The 19376-nt window shown below is 55.4% G+C and carries 15 protein-coding genes; 9 read left to right on the forward strand and 6 right to left on the reverse strand.

The genetic code is table 11. The annotated features are described in order from the left end of the window. Positions 1–170: 170 nt before the first annotated feature. The gene (locus M2422_RS13660; RefSeq protein WP_064673790.1) at positions 171–1166 is read left to right on the forward strand and encodes an acyltransferase; all 996 of its coding nucleotides are present in this window, start codon (positions 171–173) and stop codon (positions 1164–1166) included. On the opposite strand, the gene M2422_RS13665 is transcribed toward M2422_RS13660, so the two are convergent. From M2422_RS13665 to xylA, 4 genes are all read right to left on the reverse strand, one after another. Continuing rightward, entirely contained in the window at positions 1159–2079 is a 921-nt protein-coding gene (locus tag M2422_RS13665) for a GlxA family transcriptional regulator (protein ID WP_064673791.1), read from the reverse strand. The genes M2422_RS13660 and M2422_RS13665 overlap by 8 nt on opposite strands. Continuing rightward, a complete protein-coding gene (locus M2422_RS13670) occupies positions 2079–2618 on the reverse strand; it encodes an isochorismatase family protein (RefSeq protein ID WP_064673792.1) in 540 nt (179 codons plus the stop codon). Before M2422_RS13670 ends, M2422_RS13665 begins: the two co-directional genes overlap by 1 nt. 103 nt (positions 2619–2721) lie before the next feature. After that, positions 2722–4176 (reverse strand): xylulokinase, encoded by a 1455-nt coding sequence (xylB, locus tag M2422_RS13675; RefSeq protein ID WP_064673793.1) that lies wholly within the window; start codon positions 4174–4176, stop codon positions 2722–2724. Between the two features lie 72 nt (positions 4177–4248). Beyond that, complete coding sequence (xylA, locus tag M2422_RS13680; protein WP_087823749.1) at positions 4249–5571, reverse strand: xylose isomerase; 1323 nt, start codon at positions 5569–5571, stop codon at positions 4249–4251. A 371-nt stretch (positions 5572–5942) separates the two neighbouring features. Here xylA and xylF point away from each other — a divergent pair, with 371 nt between their 5' ends. The 4 genes from xylF (at position 5943) to xylR (ending at position 10920) form a co-directional block, all read left to right on the forward strand. Then, complete coding sequence (gene xylF, locus M2422_RS13685) at positions 5943–6935, forward strand: D-xylose ABC transporter substrate-binding protein (protein WP_032650791.1); 993 nt, start codon at positions 5943–5945, stop codon at positions 6933–6935. Between the two features lie 72 nt (positions 6936–7007). Then, the gene (locus tag M2422_RS13690) at positions 7008–8549 is read left to right on the forward strand and encodes a xylose ABC transporter ATP-binding protein (RefSeq protein ID WP_064673794.1); all 1542 of its coding nucleotides are present in this window, start codon (positions 7008–7010) and stop codon (positions 8547–8549) included. Then, positions 8527–9708, forward strand: coding sequence for a xylose ABC transporter permease XylH (gene xylH, locus M2422_RS13695; protein WP_033147011.1), 1182 nt, complete (start codon positions 8527–8529; stop codon positions 9706–9708). Before M2422_RS13690 ends, xylH begins: the two co-directional genes overlap by 23 nt. Before the next feature lie 33 nt (positions 9709–9741). Then, entirely contained in the window at positions 9742–10920 is a 1179-nt protein-coding gene (gene xylR, locus M2422_RS13700; protein ID WP_023309935.1) for a D-xylose utilization transcriptional activator XylR, read from the forward strand. 39 nt (positions 10921–10959) lie between these two features. On the opposite strand, the gene M2422_RS13705 is transcribed toward xylR, so the two are convergent. Beyond that, the gene (locus M2422_RS13705) at positions 10960–11784 is read right to left on the reverse strand and encodes a protein bax (RefSeq protein WP_032661838.1); all 825 of its coding nucleotides are present in this window, start codon (positions 11782–11784) and stop codon (positions 10960–10962) included. A gap of 314 nt (positions 11785–12098) precedes the next feature. Here M2422_RS13705 and M2422_RS13710 point away from each other — a divergent pair, with 314 nt between their 5' ends. The 4 genes from M2422_RS13710 to M2422_RS13725 all read left to right on the forward strand — a co-directional run bounded on the left by M2422_RS13710 (position 12099) and on the right by M2422_RS13725 (position 18882). Continuing rightward, positions 12099–14129 (forward strand): alpha-amylase, encoded by a 2031-nt coding sequence (locus M2422_RS13710; protein WP_064673795.1) that lies wholly within the window; start codon positions 12099–12101, stop codon positions 14127–14129. Between the two features lie 240 nt (positions 14130–14369). Further along, entirely contained in the window at positions 14370–15626 is a 1257-nt protein-coding gene (gene avtA / locus M2422_RS13715; RefSeq protein WP_033147014.1) for a valine--pyruvate transaminase, read from the forward strand. Positions 15627–16246: 620 nt separating this feature from the next. Next, positions 16247–17044, forward strand: coding sequence for a collagen-like triple helix repeat-containing protein (locus M2422_RS13720; protein ID WP_223862643.1), 798 nt, complete (start codon positions 16247–16249; stop codon positions 17042–17044). 119 nt (positions 17045–17163) lie between these two features. Then, a complete protein-coding gene (locus M2422_RS13725) occupies positions 17164–18882 on the forward strand; it encodes a ShlB/FhaC/HecB family hemolysin secretion/activation protein (RefSeq protein ID WP_064673796.1) in 1719 nt (572 codons plus the stop codon). Here the strand turns inward: M2422_RS13725 and M2422_RS13730 are convergent. Further along, positions 18866–19321 (reverse strand): 4Fe-4S dicluster domain-containing protein, encoded by a 456-nt coding sequence (locus M2422_RS13730; RefSeq protein WP_074399212.1) that lies wholly within the window; start codon positions 19319–19321, stop codon positions 18866–18868. The two genes, M2422_RS13725 and M2422_RS13730, sit on opposite strands and share 17 nt — an antisense overlap. Between the last annotated feature and the right edge of the window lie 55 nt (positions 19322–19376).

The following is a 19376-nucleotide window of genomic DNA, read 5'->3' on the forward strand; positions in this document are numbered from 1 at the left end:
CTGGTCAGTGGCTGTTATTTTTAGTATCAAAGCTTTTATAGATTACGGTCCGGCATTCTGCGAATCTCGCGGCCTCCCTACAAGCCTGCTGAATAAAACTCAGAATTTTCCAAGCGAAGACTTTTGGACAATGGCAGTCACACTCAATTTACAGGGAATACGAGGAACTGATGCAGTCAAAAATTAACTGGATTGATAACCTGCGAGGAATAGCGTGTCTGATGGTGGTCATGATCCACACGACGACCTGGTACGTCACGAATGCCCACAGCATCAGCCCCGTTAACTGGGATATCGCCAATATTCTCAACTCTGCGTCACGCGTCAGCGTGCCGCTGTTCTTTATGATTTCCGGCTTTCTCTTTTTTGGCGAGCGTAGCGCGCAGCCGCGGCACTTCATCCGCATCGCGGCCTGCCTGGGGTTCTACAGCGCCGTTGCCCTGCTCTATATCACGCTGTTCACCTCCATTAACGCCGGGCTATCGCTGAAATACGTGCTGCAAAAACCGGTGTTCTATCACCTGTGGTTCTTCTTCGCCATTATCGTTATCTATCTGGTCTCCCCGCTCATCCAGGTAAAAAACGTCAGCGGTAAAATGCTCCTAGCCCTGATGGTGGTTATCGGCATTGTCGCCAACCCGAATACGCTCTCACAGAAAATCGACGGATTTGAGTGGCTGCCGGTCAATCTCTATATCAACGGCGATACTTTTTACTACGTGCTTTACGGCATGCTGGGGCGCGCCATCGGGATGATGGACACGCAAAAACGCGGGCTGAACTGGCTCTGCGGGGCGCTGTTTATCGCTGGCGTGGCGGTGATTTCACGCGGGACGCTGCACGAGCTGCAGTGGCGCGGCAATTTTGCCGATACCTGGTATCTCTATTGCGGGCCGATGGTCTTTATCTGTGCCGTTTCGCTGCTCACGCTTGCCAAAAATACCCTGAACGCGCGCGCCCTGCCCGTGCTGAGTCTTATCTCGCGGCACTCTCTCGGGATTTACGGTTTTCACGCGCTGGTGATCCACTCGCTGCGCACGAGAGGCGTTGAGCTAAAAAGCTGGCCGGTGCTGGATATCGTCTGGATTTTTGCCGCCACGCTGGCGATCAGCCTGCTGCTGTCGATGCTGCTGCAAAAAATAGACGCTCGCCGCTTCGTCAGCTAATGCTTCGCTGCCGGGCGCGATGGTACTGCCGCGGGGAGGAAAACCCCGCCGCCAGTGAAGCCTGCTCCACGCCGCGCCCCTGTAATAGCCACTGCTCCGCCACCGCCAGACGCAGCTGTTCCAGATAATCGCGAACGCTAATCCCTAAATGTGACTGGAAAAGCCGGGTGAGATGACGTGGGCTGACGTGCGCCTGTGCGGCAATGTCAGGCAAGCTCCACGTTTTTTGCGGCTCGGCGGTGAGCGCATCCTGCGCCCGATGAATCGCCGGGTGAAGATGATTGCGATAGCGTAGCCACGGAGAGAGCTGGGGATCGTCACCGGAACGGCGGAACCAGACCACCATTTCACGCGCTACGGTCAGCGCCTTTTCGGGGCCGCACAGGCGGTTAATCATGTGCAGCGCCAGATCGATGCCTGACGTGATCCCCGCGCTGGTCCAGATATTCTCATCCTGCACAAAGATGCGGTTTTCTTTAATCGTCGCCGTGGGGGCCGCGGTGCGTAAACGGCTAATAACGTCATGATGGGTCGTGCACTGTCGGTTGTTCAGCAGGCCCGATTTCGCCGCCAGTAAGGCCCCTGAACAGACGCACATCACGGTGATTTCCTGGCGCTGGATCTGCGGCTGCAGGCGCATCAGCCAGTGCTGGATCTGCTGCGCCTGTGGCGTTGAGAACTGACTGCGGGAGTCGCTCACACCCGGCAGCACCAGCAGACTACCTTCCGGCAGACGCTCCGGCAGCGGCTGAATGCCGCTCATCGTCAGGCCAATCGACGTCTGAACGTCAGGCTGCGGGCCAACGTAATGCAGGCGAAACGCGTCGCCTGCCAGCACAAAGGTTTCTGCCGGGCCGGTCATGTCTAATGACAGCACCCCGGGCAACATCACGAACCAGACGTCGATGCGCATTACAGTGACTCCAGCGTCTCCGCTACCGTTTTAATCTCGGCAAAACGCCCGGAAAGTACCGTCTCGGTACGATGGCGAATTTCCGCTGCGCTAAGGGTTATCCCCTTGTACGTCATGGGAAACGTCAGCGTTGCCTCACTAACAAAGGTCACAGCATAACCTAGATCGGATGCCACCCGGGCGGTGGTTTCACAGCATTGTTCAGTGCGAATGCCGCAGATAATCAGCTGGTTGATATCACGCTCGCGCAGCCAGCGGTCAAGCCCGGTATCCGTGAAGGCATTATGGACGTGTTTCTGGAAAACCACATCCGGCTGATGACGTAAAAAGGCCATCGGTTTGACATAGCCGCTTTCGAGGGTGAAAGGACCGTCTTCATCCACGTGAAAAATATCAACGACCGGAATATTGCGCGCCTGGCAGCCTTCGATCAGCCCCAGCATCGCCTGCTGAAACGCAGGGATCTCGCTTTCCTGCCAGTAATTGCGGTGATGGAAGGACTGCTGAGTATCGATGTTGATTAATGCAGTGCGTGACATGATAAATCTCCTCGCCAGTGGGTGTAACACCATACTGGCAAGGAAAGTAAGGCACGCACAGACCAAAAAAGGACATCCTCGTGCCTCTCCCGGACAAGCGTATTTACGACATCAGCGGCAGCAGCTGCTGGTAGATTTTGCGGAACACGTCGCGCCTCTCCGCGTACCGCGCATGGCGCGCCGCGTCAGGCAAATGCGCCTGTTCAAGCGTAAGCTGCGGCAACAGTTGCGAAAGCGGTTGTTCCGGATGAATGGCTATCTGCGCCAGACGCGCGGCACCGAGCGCGGGCCCGACGTCCCCCCCGGTGCGGAAATCCAGCTGCAACCCGCTGATATCAGACAGCATCTGTCGCCAGTAAGGGCTTCGCGCACCGCCGCCAATCAGGGTGACGCTCGTCGGTTTCAGGCCGCAGTCGTGCACCACGTCCATCCCGTCGGCCAGCGCATAGCCCACGCCTTCCAGAACCGCACGCGCCAGTTCTGCCGGGCCATGTTGATGGGTTAAGCCAAAGAACACCCCTTTCGCTTCCGGGTTGTTGTGCGGGGTACGCTCGCCGGAAAGATACGGTAAAAACCAGACGGTACCCGCAGCGTCATCCGCCTGCTGGGCTGTGGAAATGAGCGCCGGAACGTCGGCCATGCCGGTGAGTTTTGCCGCCCAGTCCAGGCAGGATGCCGCGCTGAGCATCACCGACATCAAATGCCATTTCCCGGGAAGGGCATGACAGAAACTGTGCACTGCGCTTTCTGGATTACTGCGATACCCGTCGCTGACGGCAAAATAGACGCCGGACGTTCCCAGCGACAGCATCGCCTGCCCCGCCTCAACCATGCCGACACCGACAGCGCCCGCCGCGTTATCGCCGCCCCCGGCCACCACCGGTACGGCAGGCATATTCCAGCGTTCAGCAACGGCTGGCAGCAGCGCGCCTGTCACCTCACAGCCTTCGTACAGCGCTGGCATATGTTCCCGGGTCAGATGGCAGGCATCCAGCATCGCCTCGCTCCAGTCGCGCTTCGCCACGTCGAGCCACATGGTGCCCGCGGCATCGGACATGTCGCTGGCGAAATCGCCCGTCATGCGAAAACGCAGATAGTCTTTCGGCAGCAGGACTTTCGCCACCTGACGGAAAATCTCCGGTTCGTGGCGCTGCACCCACAGCAATTTGGGCGCAGTAAAGCCGGGCATCATCAGGTTGCCGGTAATCTCCCGGGAATTGGGCACGCGTTCCTCAAGAAGCGCGCACTCTTCCGCACAGCGGCCATCGTTCCAGAGGATCGCTGGACGCAGCACGCGATGCTGGCTGTCGAGCAGCGTAGCGCCGTGCATTTGTCCGGCAATTCCCAGCGCTTTCACGTCACGAAGGCTGTGCTGCTCACCTAAGGCTTTCATTGCGCGATCCGTCGCCTGCCACCACTGCTCCGGATCCTGTTCTGACCACAGCGGATGCGGACGTGAAACCCGCAGCGTTTCCGTCTGCGTTGCTAACACGTCGCCCTGCTCGCTCAACAGGATGGCTTTCACACCCGATGTGCCAAGATCGATCCCGATATACATTACGGTGACTCCTTTAACAGAAATGCCCGGTGGCGCTAACGCTTACCGGGCCTACGTGCATCTTCAGCTCAATCACTTATCAAACAGATAGTGGTTTACGAGATTTTCCAGCAGTTCCTGGTGCCCGCTCTGGTGCTGCGGCGCCAGCTGCTGTTGTTCAGCGTACTTCGCAATTTCCGCCAGCGATAACTGACCTTTCAAGATTTGCTGGCCCAGCTCACTGTTCCAGCCGCTGTAACGCTTCGCTACGCGTTTATCCAGCTCGCCGTCTTCAATCATACGAGCCGCCACTTTCAGCGCCAGCGCCATGGTGTCCATCGCGCCAATGTGGCCGTAGAACAGATCGTATTTGTCGGTGCTCTGACGACGCACCTTGGCGTCAAAGTTCAGGCCGCCGGTGGTGAAACCGCCCGCTTTGACGATCTCGTACATCACCAGCGCATTCTCTTCCACGCTGTTCGGGAACTGATCGGTGTCCCAGCCCAGCTGTGCATCGCCACGGTTCGCATCGACAGAGCCGAAAATGCCCAGCGCAATCGCAGACGCGATCTCGTGATGGAAAGAGTGGCCCGCCAGCGTGGCGTGGTTGGCTTCAATGTTCACTTTGATCTCTTTTTCCAGACCGAACTGCTTCAGGAAGCCATACACCGTCGCCACGTCGTAGTCATACTGATGCTTGGTCGGTTCCTGCGGTTTCGGCTCAATCAGCAGCGTGCCGCGGAAGCCGATTTTGTGCTTATGGTCGACAACCATCTGCATAAAGCGGCCAATCTGCTCGCGCTCCTGACGCAGGTCGGTGTTCAGCAGCGTTTCATAACCTTCACGGCCACCCCACAGGACATAGTTCTCGCCACCCAACTGATGCGTAGCGTTCATTGCCGTCACCACCTGCGTGGCTGCCCAGCTAAACACTTCCGGATCCGGATTGGTTGCCGCGCCCGCGCCGTAGCGTGGGTTGGTGAAGCAGTTTGCCGTGCCCCAGAGCAGCTTCACGCCGCTTTGCTGCTGTTTCGCCGCCAGTACATCCACCATCTGCGCAAAATTGTTCAGATACTCTTTCAGCGACGCGCCTTCCGGCGACACGTCCACGTCATGGAAGCAGTAGTACGGTACGTTCAGCTTGTGGAAGAACTCAAATGCGACATCGGCTTTGCGCTTTGCCAGCTCAATGGCCTCACCCGGCTGCTGCCACGGGCGGTCAAAGGAACCCACGCCGAACATATCGGCGCCGTTCCAGCAGAAGGTATGCCAGTAACAGGCAGCAAAGCGCAGATGATCTTCCATGCGCTTACCCAGCACCAGCTCATCCGGGTTGTAGTGACGAAATGCTAAAGGATTGGTCGTTTTTGGGCCTTCGTAACGAACACGATCGAGTTGGTCGAAATAAGCTTGCATATTGAGCTCCATAATCAGGGTATGCGGCGAGTCGTTGATACAGGAGTAATAGTGAATAGACATTTTGGGTTGCTCAATTACGTTATTTCACACTGCTATTGAGAGAATGCACAACTGTGCGCTGGCTCGCAAAATAATGCGCAGACAAACTATTTTTCGGCGCGTATTCCAGAATCAAATGTAATTAAGACGTTACTTATTTTAAAATCCGATCGCGGTCATAAATTCAGAAATAAACCAAATATCATAATGAGAAGATAAAAATCTGTAATTGCCAGCCCGCCTTTCCGCGTTAAAAATTTGCTGCGTCTCAGTAGTGAATGTTTCTTTTATCTCAGCAACACATACCCCTACAAAAAGGCCTAATAATTATGAAGATAAAGAACCTGACTCTAACGCTCTGCACTACGCTTCTCCTTGCAAGCTTTGCAGGACATGCCAAAGAGGTCAAAATTGGTATGGCGATTGACGACCTGCGCCTGGAGCGCTGGCAAAAAGATCGCGATATTTTTGTGAAGAAAGCAGAATCCCTCGGCGCTAGCGTGTTTGTTCAGTCGGCTAACGGCAACGAAGAAACACAAATGTCGCAGATCGAGAATATGATCAACCGTGGCGTCGATGTTCTGGTCATTATCCCCTATAACGGCCAGGTATTAAGTAACGTGGTGAAAGAAGCCAAACAGGAAGGCATAAAAGTCCTGGCCTATGACCGCATGATTAATAATGCGGATATTGATTATTATATTTCGTTCGACAATGAAAAAGTCGGGGAATTACAGGCGCAAAGCCTGATCGACAAAGTGCCTCAGGGCAATTATTTCCTGATGGGCGGCTCTCCGGTAGATAACAACGCCAAACTGTTCCGCGAAGGGCAAATGAAAGTCCTTAAGCCGTACATCGACAACGGGAAAATTAAAGTGGTTGGCGATCAGTGGGCCGACGGCTGGCTGCCAGAAAACGCGCTGAAAATTATGGAAAACGCGCTGACGGCCAACAACAACAAAATTGATGCGGTTGTGGCCTCCAACGATGCCACTGCAGGCGGTGCTATCCAGGCCCTGAGCGCACAGGGGCTGGCCGGAAAAGTCGCCATTTCAGGACAGGATGCCGATCTCGCTGGCGTAAAACGCATTATCGCAGGCACCCAAACCATGACGGTCTACAAACCGATTACCCAGCTGGCCAATACGGCGGCGGAAATCGCCGTGGAGCTGGGTAATGGCAAACAACCTAAAGCAGACGCAACGCTGAATAACGGCCTGAAAGACGTTCCGGCTCGCCTGCTCACGCCGATTGAAGTCAATAAAGAGAACATTGACGCCACCGTGGTTAAAGACGGTTTCCACAAGAAGAGCGAACTGTAATCCGGCGCGGCCCCTGCTCTGCGGGGGCGCATCACGTTGTACTGTTCTTCCCTCGGGTTATGTGGAGCGGTTATGCCCTATTTACTTGAAATGAAAAGCATCACCAAGCGCTTCGGCACGGTGAAAGCCGTCGATAACGTTAGCCTCCGGTTGAACCCCGGCGAAGTGGTTTCACTGTGCGGCGAGAACGGCTCGGGCAAGTCGACGCTGATGAAAGTGCTGTGCGGGATCTACCCACACGGCAGCTACGAAGGCGAAATCGTCTTTGCCGGTGAAGTGATTCAGGCGACACACATCCGCGATACCGAACGCAAAGGCATCGCCATCATCCACCAGGAGCTGGCGCTGGTGAAGCATCTCACCGTGCTGGAGAACATCTTCCTCGGGGCCGAAATTTCCCACCGCGGCGTGCTGGATTACGACACCATGACGCTCCGCTGCGAAAAGCTGCTGGCGCAGGTGAGCCTCAACATTTCACCGGATACCCGCGTGGGGGATCTGGGCCTGGGTCAACAGCAGCTGGTCGAAATAGCGAAGGCGCTAAATAAACAGGTCAGGCTGCTGATCCTTGATGAGCCAACGGCCTCGCTCACCGAACAGGAAACCGCGGTTCTGCTCAACATCATCCGCGATCTGCAAAACCACGGCATCGCCTGTATCTATATTTCGCACAAGCTGAACGAGGTCAAAGCCATTTCGGACACCATCTGCGTGATCCGCGACGGGCAGCACATCGGCACGCGTGAAGCCGCGGGGATGAGTGAAGATGACATCATCACCATGATGGTGGGCCGCGAGCTGACGGCGCTCTACCCGAATGAGCCTCACGCTAAGGGCGATGAAGTGCTACGCGTGGAAAACCTCACCGCGTGGCACCCCGTTAACCGCCACATCAAGCGCGTCAATAACGTCTCGTTTTCCCTTCACAGTGGTGAAATTCTTGGGATTGCCGGCCTCGTCGGTGCCGGACGCACCGAAGCCGTACAGTGCCTGTTTGGCGTGTGGCCGGGGCGCTGGGAGGGCACGGTTTATATCGACGGCCAGCCGGTGAAAATCGACAACTGCCAGCAGGCGATTGCCCACGGTATTGCCATGGTGCCGGAAGATCGTAAGAAAGACGGCATCGTACCGGTGATGGGGGTGGGTAAAAACATTACGCTTGCGGCACTCGATCGGTTCTCCGGCGCGCTGAGCAGCCTGGACGACGCCGCCGAGCAGCAGTGCATCCTCCAGTCGCTTGCCCGGCTGAAGGTCAAAACCTCCTCGCCGGAACTGGCGATTGGCCGTCTGAGCGGGGGGAATCAGCAGAAGGCGATTCTGGCGCGCTGCCTGCTTCTCAATCCACGCATATTAATCCTTGATGAGCCAACGCGCGGGATTGATATCGGTGCCAAATATGAAATCTACAAACTGATTAATCAGCTTGTCCAGCAAGGGATTGCCGTCATTGTCATTTCGTCTGAATTACCCGAAGTGCTCGGACTGAGCGACCGCGTGCTGGTCATGCATGAGGGAAAACTGAAAGCCAACCTGATTAACCAGAACCTGACGCAGGAGCAGGTGATGGAAGCCGCTTTAAGGAGCGAACGTCATGTCGAAAAGCAATCCGTCTGATATCAAAGTCGCTGTTCCGACGCCCGGTGCGTTCGCGGGCTTAAAAGCGCTTAACCTGCAGGTTTTCGTGATGATCGCGGCCATTATCGTCATCATGCTCTTCTTTACCTGGATGACCGATGGCTCGTACTTAAGCGCACGTAACGTCTCTAACCTGCTCCGCCAGACCGCCATCACCGGCATTCTGGCGGTGGGCATGGTGTTCGTGATTATCTCCGCGGAGATCGACCTGTCGGTCGGGTCGATGATGGGCCTACTCGGCGGCGTGGCGGCGATTTTTGACGTCTGGCTCGGCTGGCCGCTGCCGCTGACCGTGGCGGTCACGCTGGTGCTGGGTCTGGTACTGGGAGCCTGGAACGGCTGGTGGGTTGCCTACCGTAAGGTGCCATCGTTCATTGTCACCCTGGCGGGGATGCTGGCCTTTCGCGGGATCTTAATCGGCATCACTAACGGCACCACCGTCTCCCCGACCAGTGCAGCCATGTCGCAGATTGGCCAGAGTTACCTCTCGGATACCGTGGGCTTTACCCTCGGTGTGGTGGGGTTGCTGGGGTTTGTCGCGTGGCAGTGGCGTGGACGCATGCGCCGTCAGGCGCTGGGGCTGGCTTCTCCAGCGTCAACGTCGGTAGTGGGGCGTCAGGCGCTCACGGCGGTCATTGTGCTGGGCGCCATCTGGCTTTTAAACGACTATCGCGGCGTTCCGACCCCCGTCCTGCTGCTGGCGCTTTTACTGCTGGCCGGTATGTTTATGGCGACGCGCACCGCGTTTGGCCGCCGTATTTATGCCATAGGCGGCAACCTTGAAGCTGCCCGCCTCTCAGGTATCAATGTCGAACGAACCAAGCTGGCAGTTTTCGCCATTAACGGCCTGATGGTCGCTATCGCCGGGCTGATCCTCAGCTCGCGTCTGGGCGCCGGCTCGCCCTCCGCCGGTAACATCGCCGAGCTGGATGCTATCGCCGCCTGCGTCATTGGCGGCACCAGCCTCGCAGGGGGTATCGGGAGCGTGGCGGGCGCGGTCATGGGGGCATTTATCATGGCGTCGTTGGATAACGGGATGAGTATGATGGACGTCCCGACGTTTTGGCAGTATATCGTCAAGGGGGCCATTCTTTTACTGGCAGTCTGGATGGACTCGGCCACCAAGCGACGGGCCTGATAACCGTATTGTGACTTAATTGGGAAGTGAGCCATGTTTGAAAAGCGTCACCGCATTACGTTGTTATTCAATGCCAATAAAGCCTACGACCGTCAGGTGGTGGAAGGTGTTGGTGAATATTTGCAGGCGTCGCAATCTGAATGGGATATTTTTATTGAAGAAGATTTTCGCACCCGTCTGGAGAACATCAAAGACTGGCTGGGCGATGGCGTCATCGCCGACTATGACGATCCCGTCATCGAACAGCTGCTGACCGACGTCGACGTCCCGATTGTGGGCGTCGGCGGCTCCTATCATGCGCCCGAACACTATCCGCCGGTCCACTATATTGCCACCGATAACCATGCCCTGGTCGAGGCCGCCTTTCTTCATTTAAAAGAGAAAGGCGTCCATCGCTTCGCGTTTTATGGGTTACCGGCCACCAGCGGCAAGCGCTGGGCCGTTGAGCGAGAACACGCGTTTTGCCAGCTGGTCGCGCAGGAGAAGTATCGCGGCGTGGTGTACCAGGGGCTGGAGACCGCGCCGGAAAACTGGCAGCACGCGCAAAACCGCCTGGCGGACTGGCTGCAAACGCTGCCGCCGCAAACCGGTATTATCGCCGTAACGGACGCTCGCGCGCGGCACGTGCTGCAGGTCTGCGAACATTTACACATTCCGGTGCCCGAAAAGCTGTGCGTGATTGGCATTGATAACGAAGAACTGACCCGCTATCTGTCTCGCGTGGCGCTCTCCTCCGTTGCACAGGGCACGCGTCAGATGGGCTATCAGGCGGCGAAGCTGCTGCATCGTCTGCTCGATAAAGAATCTCTGCCGCTTCAGCGTTTGCTTGTGCCTCCTGTCCGTGTCGTGGAACGTCGCTCAACCGATTATCGCTCCTTAAGCGACCCGGCCGTCATTCAGGCCATGCACTACATTCGCAACCACGCCTGCAAAGGGATAAAGGTCGATCAGGTGCTGGATTCGGTGGGCATTTCGCGTTCGAATCTGGAGAAGCGTTTTAAAGAAGAGGTGGGCGAAACCATTCATGCCGTCATCCATGCTGAAAAGCTGGAGAAAGCACGCAGCCTGCTCATTTCCACGTCGCTGTCGATCAACGAAATATCGCAGATGTGCGGTTACCCGTCTCTGCAATATTTCTATTCCGTGTTTCGCAAGGAGTATGACACCACGCCGAAGGAGTATCGGGATCGCCACAGCGAGGTGTTGATATAGAAAAGAAAACGCCTTCCAGTGGAAGGCGTTTTTTCGAGATTACATATGGGCGGCAATTAAGCGCTGGTTATCCTGGTACATGGCGAACAGATAGTTGTTATAGCTCTGTCCCTTTGTCGAATAACCTTTCAGCTTGTGGATCATCGTACTGGCCGTCACTTCCTGGTCCGCTTTACGCAGCTGAGCGCGTGATTTACGGAACGATGAGTAGGCCGGATGCGTGTTCAGATTCACCACATAGGCGCTGACGGAATCTTTCACAGATTCAAACTGCGAATAGCCTTTCACCTTGCCAGGGGCATTATTACAACGACCTTTCACACATTTCATGCCGAAAAGGTTGTTGTTGCTACGCGCAAGCTTAGAAGTACCCCAACCGCTTTCGGCAGCAGCCATGGTCGCAACCATGCTGCCCGGGATGATATCTACACGCTCAAGGAGAGCATTCCACGGCACACGACGCGTGTTACCGTTCCAGCTCAACTTGTAGCGCTTCGTGATATCTTTCAGACGCGCGCGCTCTGACGGCGACCAGCGGCTATCGTACTGCTTGGAAATCAGCCAGTTACGATCCGCAGTAATCGCGGCATTTTGACTCGTGATGTAAGGCATTACCGTCCGGAGAAACGCTTTTTTCCTTGGTGTTCCGGAAGGGTATTTTCGCAAATCAGGAAGTGAACTACTCTTTGCACTATTGCGAGAATACTCTTGTTTACTGCTAACCTTACTACTTGTCGTCTTTATTACGTGGGCTTTCTTACTCGTTGTATCCGTGTGCGTCTTCGCAAGCACCTCACCCGAAAATGCCGTGGTGAGTAACATGAGTATCGCAGCCCCATATCGTCGAATGGGAGTCGATATCATTAGGTCTCCTGGTCGGATGTAATCATCCCAACACCTTATTTTTTTCACAAATTTGAGAGCGGAATCTCAAATCATATCAAAAATAGACTTCAAGAGCACGTATAGAAATAGTCCAATTCCGAAACTATGTCACCTGAAACTTGCTCATAAAAACATCATCCCACAAAAACTGTGTGCGCTATCGCAGATAACTGCCTAATTTTGCGCGAGATCACTCATCCTCACGCTTCCTCCCGGCAGAAAGCGACAGGGGATGAGTTTTTGCCCCTCGCCTGATGGCACACTGGTCAAAAATGCCGCGACAGGAAAAAGGAATGAAACGTACCGCATTAGCCTTTCTGATGTTACCCGCACTGGCGCATGCCGACTGGTCATCGCCTGGGTTTAGCGCATTTAGCGCCGAAGGCACCGGGGTCTTCACAAGCCAGGCAAAGCTTGCGAAGGGTACGCGTCCTCTGACGCTGAGTTTTGACAAGACGTGCTGGCAGCCTGCGGACGCGATAAAACTCAATGAGATGCTGTCGCTCAAGCCCTGTGACGGCACGCCGCCGCAGTGGCGCCTTTTTCGCGACGGTGACTACCAGATGCGGATTGATACCCGCTCCGGCACGCCCACCCTGCTGCTGACGATTCAGAGTGCCGCAGAACAGCCGGTTGCAAACGTCATCCGCCAGTGTCCGAAGTGGGACGGTAAACCGCTGTCGCTGGACGTCGGCGATACCTTCCCGGAAGGCTCCGTCGTGCGCGACTACTACAGTAAACAGACGGCGACGGTGCAGAATGGAAAAATCACCCTGCAGCCAGCCGCCCACGGTAACGGCCTGCTGCTGCTTGAGCGCGCCGAAACCGACAAGCCTGCGCCGTTTAGCTGGCAAAACGCCACCGTCTATTTTGTGCTGACCGACCGTTATGTGAATGGTGACCCGGGCAACGACAACAGCTACGGTCGTCATAAAGACGGTATGCAGGAGATTGGCACCTTCCACGGCGGGGATCTCAAAGGACTTGCCGGCAAGCTCGATTATTTACAGCAGCTGGGGGTGAACGCGCTCTGGATAAGCTCTCCGCTTGAGCAGATCCACGGCTGGGTAGGCGGTGGCACAAAAGGAGATTTCCCGCATTACGCCTATCACGGCTACTACACCCAGGACTGGACGAAGCTCGACGCCAACATGGGAACCGAAGATGATTTACGCCATCTTGTCGACGAAGCGCACAAGCGCGGGATCCGCGTTCTGTTTGATATCGTCATGAACCACGTTGGCTATGCCACGCTGGCAGACATGCAGGAATTTCAGTTTGGTGCCCTGTACCTTCAGGGTGATGAGCTGAAAAAGACGCTGGGAGAACGCTGGACGGACTGGAAGCCGGGCGCGGGCCAAAGCTGGCACAGCTTTAACGACTACATCAACTTCAGCGACAAAGCCGCATGGGAGAAATGGTGGGGCAAAAAATGGATCCGCACGGACATCGGCGATTACGACAACCCCGGCTTCGACGATTTGACCATGTCGCTGGCATTTCTGCCGGATCTGAAAACGGAATCCACGACGCCTTCCGGATTGCCTAACTTTTACCAACACAAGCCCGACACCCACGCGAAGGCCATCCCCGTATATACCCCGCGCGATTATCTGACCCACTGGCTCAGCCAGTGGGTACGTGACTACGGCATCGACGGTTTCCGGGTGGATACGGCGAAACACGTTGAGCTTGCGGCCTGGCAACAGCTGAAAGACCAGGCAAGCCAGGCGCTGGCCGCCTGGAAAGGGGCGAACCCGGACAAAAAGCTCGACAACGCACCGTTCTGGATGACCGGGGAGTCCTGGGGCCACCGGGTGATGCAAAGCGATTATTACCGCCACGGTTTTGATGCGATGATCAACTTTGACTATCAGGAGCAGGCGGCAAAAGCGGTGGATTGCCTGGCCGATATGGATCTCACCTGGCAGCAGATGGCGGAAAAGCTGCAAAGCTTCAACGTGCTGAGCTATCTCTCATCACACGATACGCGTCTGTTCCGCGAAGGGGGTCAGCGCGCGGCGGAGCTGCTTCTGCTGGCTCCGGGCAGCGTACAAATCTATTACGGTGATGAATCCGAGCGTCCGTTCGGTCCGACGGGTTCTGATCCATTACAGGGCACCCGGTCAGATATGAACTGGCAGGACGTCACGGGCAAGCAGGCCCTAACTGTCGCCCACTGGCAAACGCTGGGCCAGTTCCGCGCCCGCCACCCGGCGATTGGTGAAGGCAAACAAACCACGCTGTCGCTGAACGAGGGGTATGGATTCGTGCGCGAGCATAATGGCGATAAGGTAATGGTGGTATGGGCAGGTAATCAATAATTCACCCCCTCACCCTAACCCTCTCCCCGCAGGGGAGAGGGAACCGCACGGCGCCGTCTTTTCCCCCTCTCCCTTTTGGGAGAGGGTCGGGGTGAGGGGAAACCCACCAGAACTATTCACTACACAAATACACTTCCGCCATATAAAACAACAAATCCGACCACATCACCCGATTTGCACCAGCACGGTGCTAGCGTTATGGTTACCCACTTTCAAAATAAGCTCGACAGATCACCTGCTATGACGTTTTCACTTTTCGGCGACAAATTTACCCGCCATTCAGGCATTACTCGCCTGATGGAGGATCTCAACGACGGGCTGCGCACACCGGGCGCAATCATGCTCGGCGGCGGAAACCCGGCTCAAATCCCGGAGATGAATACCTATTTCCAGACGCTGCTCGCTCAGATGCTGGAAAGCGGCAAAGCAACCGATGCGCTTTGCAATTACGACGGCCCGCAGGGTAAAACCGAACTGCTGGCACTCCTCGCCGAAATGCTGCGTGACGAGCTGGGTTGGGATATCGAACCACAGAATATTGCACTGACAAACGGCAGTCAGAGCGCGTTTTTCTACTTGTTTAACCTGTTCGCAGGGCGTCGCGCCGACGGCACCACCAAAAAAGTGCTGTTCCCGCTGGCACCGGAGTATATCGGCTACGCTGATTCCGGCCTGGAAGAGGATCTGTTCGTCTCCGCGCGCCCGAACATCGAGCTGCTGCCGGAAGGCCAGTTCAAATATCACGTCGATTTTGAACACCTGCATATTGGTGAAGAGACGGGCATGATCTGCGTATCGCGCCCGACTAACCCAACGGGCAACGTGATCACCGACGACGAACTGATGAAGCTGGATGCGCTGGCGAATCAGCACGGCATTCCGCTGGTGATCGATAACGCCTACGGCGTGCCGTTCCCGGGCATTATCTTCAGCGAAGCACGACCGCTGTGGAACCCGAACATTGTCCTGTGCATGAGCCTCTCTAAGCTGGGTCTGCCGGGCAGCCGCTGCGGCATCATCATCGCCAACGAGAAAATCATCACCGCCATTACCAATATGAACGGCATTATCAGCCTTTCACCGGGCGGCATTGGCCCGGCGATGATGTGTGAAATGATTAAGCGCAACGACCTGCTGCGTCTGTCGAATGACGTGATCAAGCCATTCTATTACCAGCGCGTTCAGGAGACGATTGCGATACTTCGCCGCTATTTGCCGGAAGAACGCTGCCTGATCCACAAACCAGAAGGAGCAATTTTCCTGTGGCTGTGGTTTAAGGATTTGCCTGTCACCACCGAACTGCTCTACCAGCGCCTGAAAAAGCGCGGCGTTCTGATGGTACCGGGCGATTATTTCTTCCCGGGACTGGATAAGCCGTGGCCGCATACGCACCAGTGCATGCGCATGAACTACGTACCCGATCCGGAAAAAATCGAAGCGGGTGTAAAAATTCTCGCCGAAGAAATTGAAAAAGCCTGGCGCGAAGGCAATTGTTAAATATTAAGGCTCTTCGGATGAAGAGCCTTATTTTTACCGTGATCTATATATTTTATAAAGGATATATCCTTCAGCTTTATTCCCCTATTATTTAAAGGGATTATTTAGGATAATTCCTGTTGTTTTAATGGCACTATAGTAATTCAAAAATAATTAAGTAGACGTTAAATAATAAATTAATTAACTCATTGTTATACAAGATTTAAAACAAACAACGCTGGTAAAAAATATCCTCGAAGCGAGTCTGTGTGCATTTTTAAAATACTGCATATACTCACTAATACGCCGCTCGGCGTTCTATTGCGTGGAGTATTTTTATGCTACCTAATAATGCTAGTCGCATCAGCGTAATTGCTGCTGCGGTACTGCTCGCGTTCTCTCTTTCTGCCTGCAGTGGAAGCGGTGGCGGATCTCACTCAACAGCCAAAAATAACCCTGCAACCGGAAGTAATACCGGCTCGGGTGATGGAAGTGGCACAACGGCTAACAATGGTGGTTCAGGCAGTAACGGATCTGGCTCAGGTTCAGGGACAGGCTCGGGCTCAGGCTCAGGAACGGGAACCGGAGGTAACGGCAGCGGAGGAACCGGAACGGGCAGTGGCGGCACAACCACTGCAGGCGTGAATACTGTGCTGGGTGATGCCGGTAAAACGGTAACCAGCGTCGGCTCTACGGTGGACAGCCTGGGAAGCCAGATCCCGACAAATAATCCTGTTACATCAACCGTTTCAACCACCGTCAGCGGTGTTGGCAGCGCCGTTTCTACCGTGGGGACGGGCGTCACCTCCGGCATTGGCGATCCGGGCAACGCGAACGGTGTTGGTACGACGGTTCAGGGCGTGACCACATCGGTCACCTCCTTGGGCAATACCGTCTCTACGGTAGGCACGGGCCTGGCAAGTTCGACATCGGGAACACCGGTTAGCGGCGTAACAGGCCTGACGGGCAGCGTGGTAAACAGTACCGGGCAGTTAGTCAGTAACACCGGCACAGGTTTAACCAACACGGTCAGTAGCCCTGCGGTAGCTCAGGTAACAACCGATACGACGACCGTGGTGAACAAGACGCTGGGCGGAGTACAAGGCGTGACGCAAAGCGTGGGCACCACAACAGGTCTGGGTACTCCGGTCAACGGCCTGCTGACGCAGGTAGGAAACACCGTGAGCGGCGTAGGTACCAACGTTAGCAGCAGTAATAGCGGGCTTAGCGGCGTAGGTCAGGTCGTTCAAAACGTCGGCCAGACGGTGACGGATACCGGTACGCTAGTGAAACCCGCCACCTCGACGACCGGAGGAGGATCAGGCTCTCTCACAGCTAATGCAAATGTGGCGGCCACGAACAACAGCCTGGGTGCGACGGTCAATACAACCCTCAATACCCTGACGTCGGGCGTTACCGCCAGCACAACAACACGTTAACCACCGGTCTACTGACGCCAAAACAGTAAAACGGTTATTGCCTTTCTGCGCCCCTGCTTCAGGGGCGCTTCGTACAGCGACACTCCCCCTAACCGGGAATGATGAACAGGGATAGCGCGATGAAAAACCATTTCCTTTTTTCGCTGACGGGGCTGGTTGTGTTGAGCATGGCCCGCGCCGATACACTGCCCTCTATTATTAACCCTGATAACCCGGCGCAAGTTTCTCGTAACGTTGCCCCAGAACAGACTGAGACCGTCCCACAGCCGAAAGTCAAAATAGAAAAACCGCAGTCAACGCTGACGCCTGAAACGCCCATTACCATTCATCACATTCAGTTTATTGGCGGCACGCGTTATCCCTTGCAGGAATTACTTAACCCCTTCAGGCCTTACGCCGGAAAAACCGTGCCGCTAAAAACGCTTACGGGGCTGGTAAATGATATTACGGCGCGCTACAAGGCCGACGGTTTTCCGCTCTCCTATGCCTGGCTGCCCGATAATAATTTCCAGCAGGGAAATATTAAAATTGTCCTGGTCGAAGGGTACGTGGCGCACAGCGACATAACCAGTAACAACCCCAATATCGCCGCGCGCCTTAAACGCTTGTCAGAAAAAATCATGGCGGAAAAACCGCTGTCTCAGGATACGTTCGATCGCTATAGCCAGCTGATGACCCGCACCCCGAACGTTCCGGTCACGGCCAACGCGCAGCTGCCAACCAATATCTATGGCGCGGCGGCGATGCAGATAACCGGTAATGAGGAGCGGAGCTGGAATATCGCCTCCACGATCGACACCCGTAAAGGGCAAGATTTAATGATGCTGAACGGAACGCTCAGCAACCTGACAAGCTATGGCGATCAGCTTGGCGTGGCTACGCTTATACCGTTAGATAGCAACACGCGAAAAAACTATGTGGGTCTGAACTGGCAGCAGTTTTTAAACGATGAAGGGCTGACGATGCAGATCAAAGGCAGCTATTACCGTGAAAATCCGCGGGATTTTTCCCCCCTGCTCACTTTGCCCAATAATATTCAGGTCGATTCGAAGCAAAAAACCACGCAATACAACGGCGGCGTGACGTTTGGCTATCCATTGCTGCTGACGCAAAAATCACAAATTAATCTGACCAGCGGTTTTGATTATACCGACCGCCGGGATGACTATGCCCTGCAGGCCAGACTGCAGGGCAAAACCTACAGTCTGGACTCCGTCAACCAACACGCACGTTATCCGGCGCTGGAAGTGGGTATCAATGGTGCACATCAATTCACAACCGCCAGCATCAGCGGCAGACTCAACGTACGACAGGGTATTGATGCGATGGGTGCCGATATCGTCTCAGCGCCTAAACCCGATATTAATTTTACGCTCACAAAAAGCTATTTAGACGCAGCCTGGCTGTTTGCCGATAAATGGCGGCTATCAACATCCTGGGAGGGAGACTGGTCAAATAACACGTTGCCAGAGCCCGAACGCGTTAGCTTCGGTGCCCAGCGCTTTGGCCGTGGATATCAGGACAGTGAAGCAAGCGGTGATTACGGCTACGGCGGGCAGGTAGAACTGCGCTATATCAAGATGCGAAAAGAGAGCACCTGGCTTGCCACCATCCAACCCTATATCCTGGCCGATACCGCGCAAACCTGGTTTAACACGTCCGGTTTGCCCCATCAGCGGCTCGGGTCAGTGGCTGCCGGGGTGATGATAGGCGATACGCGCCACTATAGCGTCACGGTGGAGGCGGCACGACCCGTCGGGGATGTTCCGACAGACAGTCGCAACAGGGACTGGCGCTACAGTCTGACGTTTACGTGGAATTTCAATAAAATGCAGTAAGCTTTTCAGCCCGAATCCTGGCAGGGTCAACGCAGCGCAACGCGTGGGTTGGACAGGCCTCCACGCAGGCCGGTCCGCCTTCGCGATGCAGGCATAAATCACATTTCAGCGCCTGCGCCTTATTTCCCTCCAGGCGCACCTGCATCGCCCCAAACGGACATGCCACCACACAGCTTTTGCACCCAATGCAGCGCGTCTGCTCAACGAGCCAGGCTCCCGCCGTAAGGCTGATGGCATGGGTTGGACAGATGTTAGCACACGGCGCGTCCTCGCACTGATGGCAACCCACTGCCGTAGTGTATGAACTTCCCTTAACCACCCGAAGGCGGGGCGCAAAGGCACGAGCGGAGACGGCGTCCTGATGCGACACCGCACAGGCCACTTCGCAGGTGCGGCACCCAATGCATTTTTCCGCATCCGCCACGATAAATCGGTTCATGTGTTACGCCTCGCGCACGTTAAAATCCGGTTCTTTTAAGATAGCCGCTGGCGCT

Origin of the sequence: Enterobacter sp. SLBN-59 (assembly GCF_024807915.1) — a bacterium.
Taxonomy (GTDB): Bacteria; Pseudomonadota; Gammaproteobacteria; order Enterobacterales; family Enterobacteriaceae; genus Enterobacter; species Enterobacter asburiae_B.

Bases quoted from the DNA above. Each gene is read 5' to 3' on its own strand.
- M2422_RS13660 (WP_064673790.1), top strand. From the start codon at position 171: ATGCAGTCAAAAATTAACTGGATTGATAACCTGCGAGGAATAGCGTGT.
- M2422_RS13665 (WP_064673791.1), bottom strand. From the start codon at position 2,079: ATGCGCATCGACGTCTGGTTCGTGATGTTGCCCGGGGTGCTGTCATTA.
- M2422_RS13670 (WP_064673792.1), bottom strand. From the start codon at position 2,618: ATGTCACGCACTGCATTAATCAACATCGATACTCAGCAGTCCTTCCAT.
- xylB (WP_064673793.1), bottom strand. From the start codon at position 4,176: ATGTATATCGGGATCGATCTTGGCACATCGGGTGTGAAAGCCATCCTG.
- xylA (WP_087823749.1), bottom strand. From the start codon at position 5,571: ATGCAAGCTTATTTCGACCAACTCGATCGTGTTCGTTACGAAGGCCCA.
- xylF (WP_032650791.1), top strand. From the start codon at position 5,943: ATGAAGATAAAGAACCTGACTCTAACGCTCTGCACTACGCTTCTCCTT.
- M2422_RS13690 (WP_064673794.1), top strand. From the start codon at position 7,008: ATGCCCTATTTACTTGAAATGAAAAGCATCACCAAGCGCTTCGGCACG.
- xylH (WP_033147011.1), top strand. From the start codon at position 8,527: ATGTCGAAAAGCAATCCGTCTGATATCAAAGTCGCTGTTCCGACGCCC.
- xylR (WP_023309935.1), top strand. From the start codon at position 9,742: ATGTTTGAAAAGCGTCACCGCATTACGTTGTTATTCAATGCCAATAAA.
- M2422_RS13705 (WP_032661838.1), bottom strand. From the start codon at position 11,784: ATGATATCGACTCCCATTCGACGATATGGGGCTGCGATACTCATGTTA.
- M2422_RS13710 (WP_064673795.1), top strand. From the start codon at position 12,099: ATGAAACGTACCGCATTAGCCTTTCTGATGTTACCCGCACTGGCGCAT.
- avtA (WP_033147014.1), top strand. From the start codon at position 14,370: ATGACGTTTTCACTTTTCGGCGACAAATTTACCCGCCATTCAGGCATT.
- M2422_RS13725 (WP_064673796.1), top strand. From the start codon at position 17,164: ATGAAAAACCATTTCCTTTTTTCGCTGACGGGGCTGGTTGTGTTGAGC.
- M2422_RS13730 (WP_074399212.1), bottom strand. From the start codon at position 19,321: ATGAACCGATTTATCGTGGCGGATGCGGAAAAATGCATTGGGTGCCGC.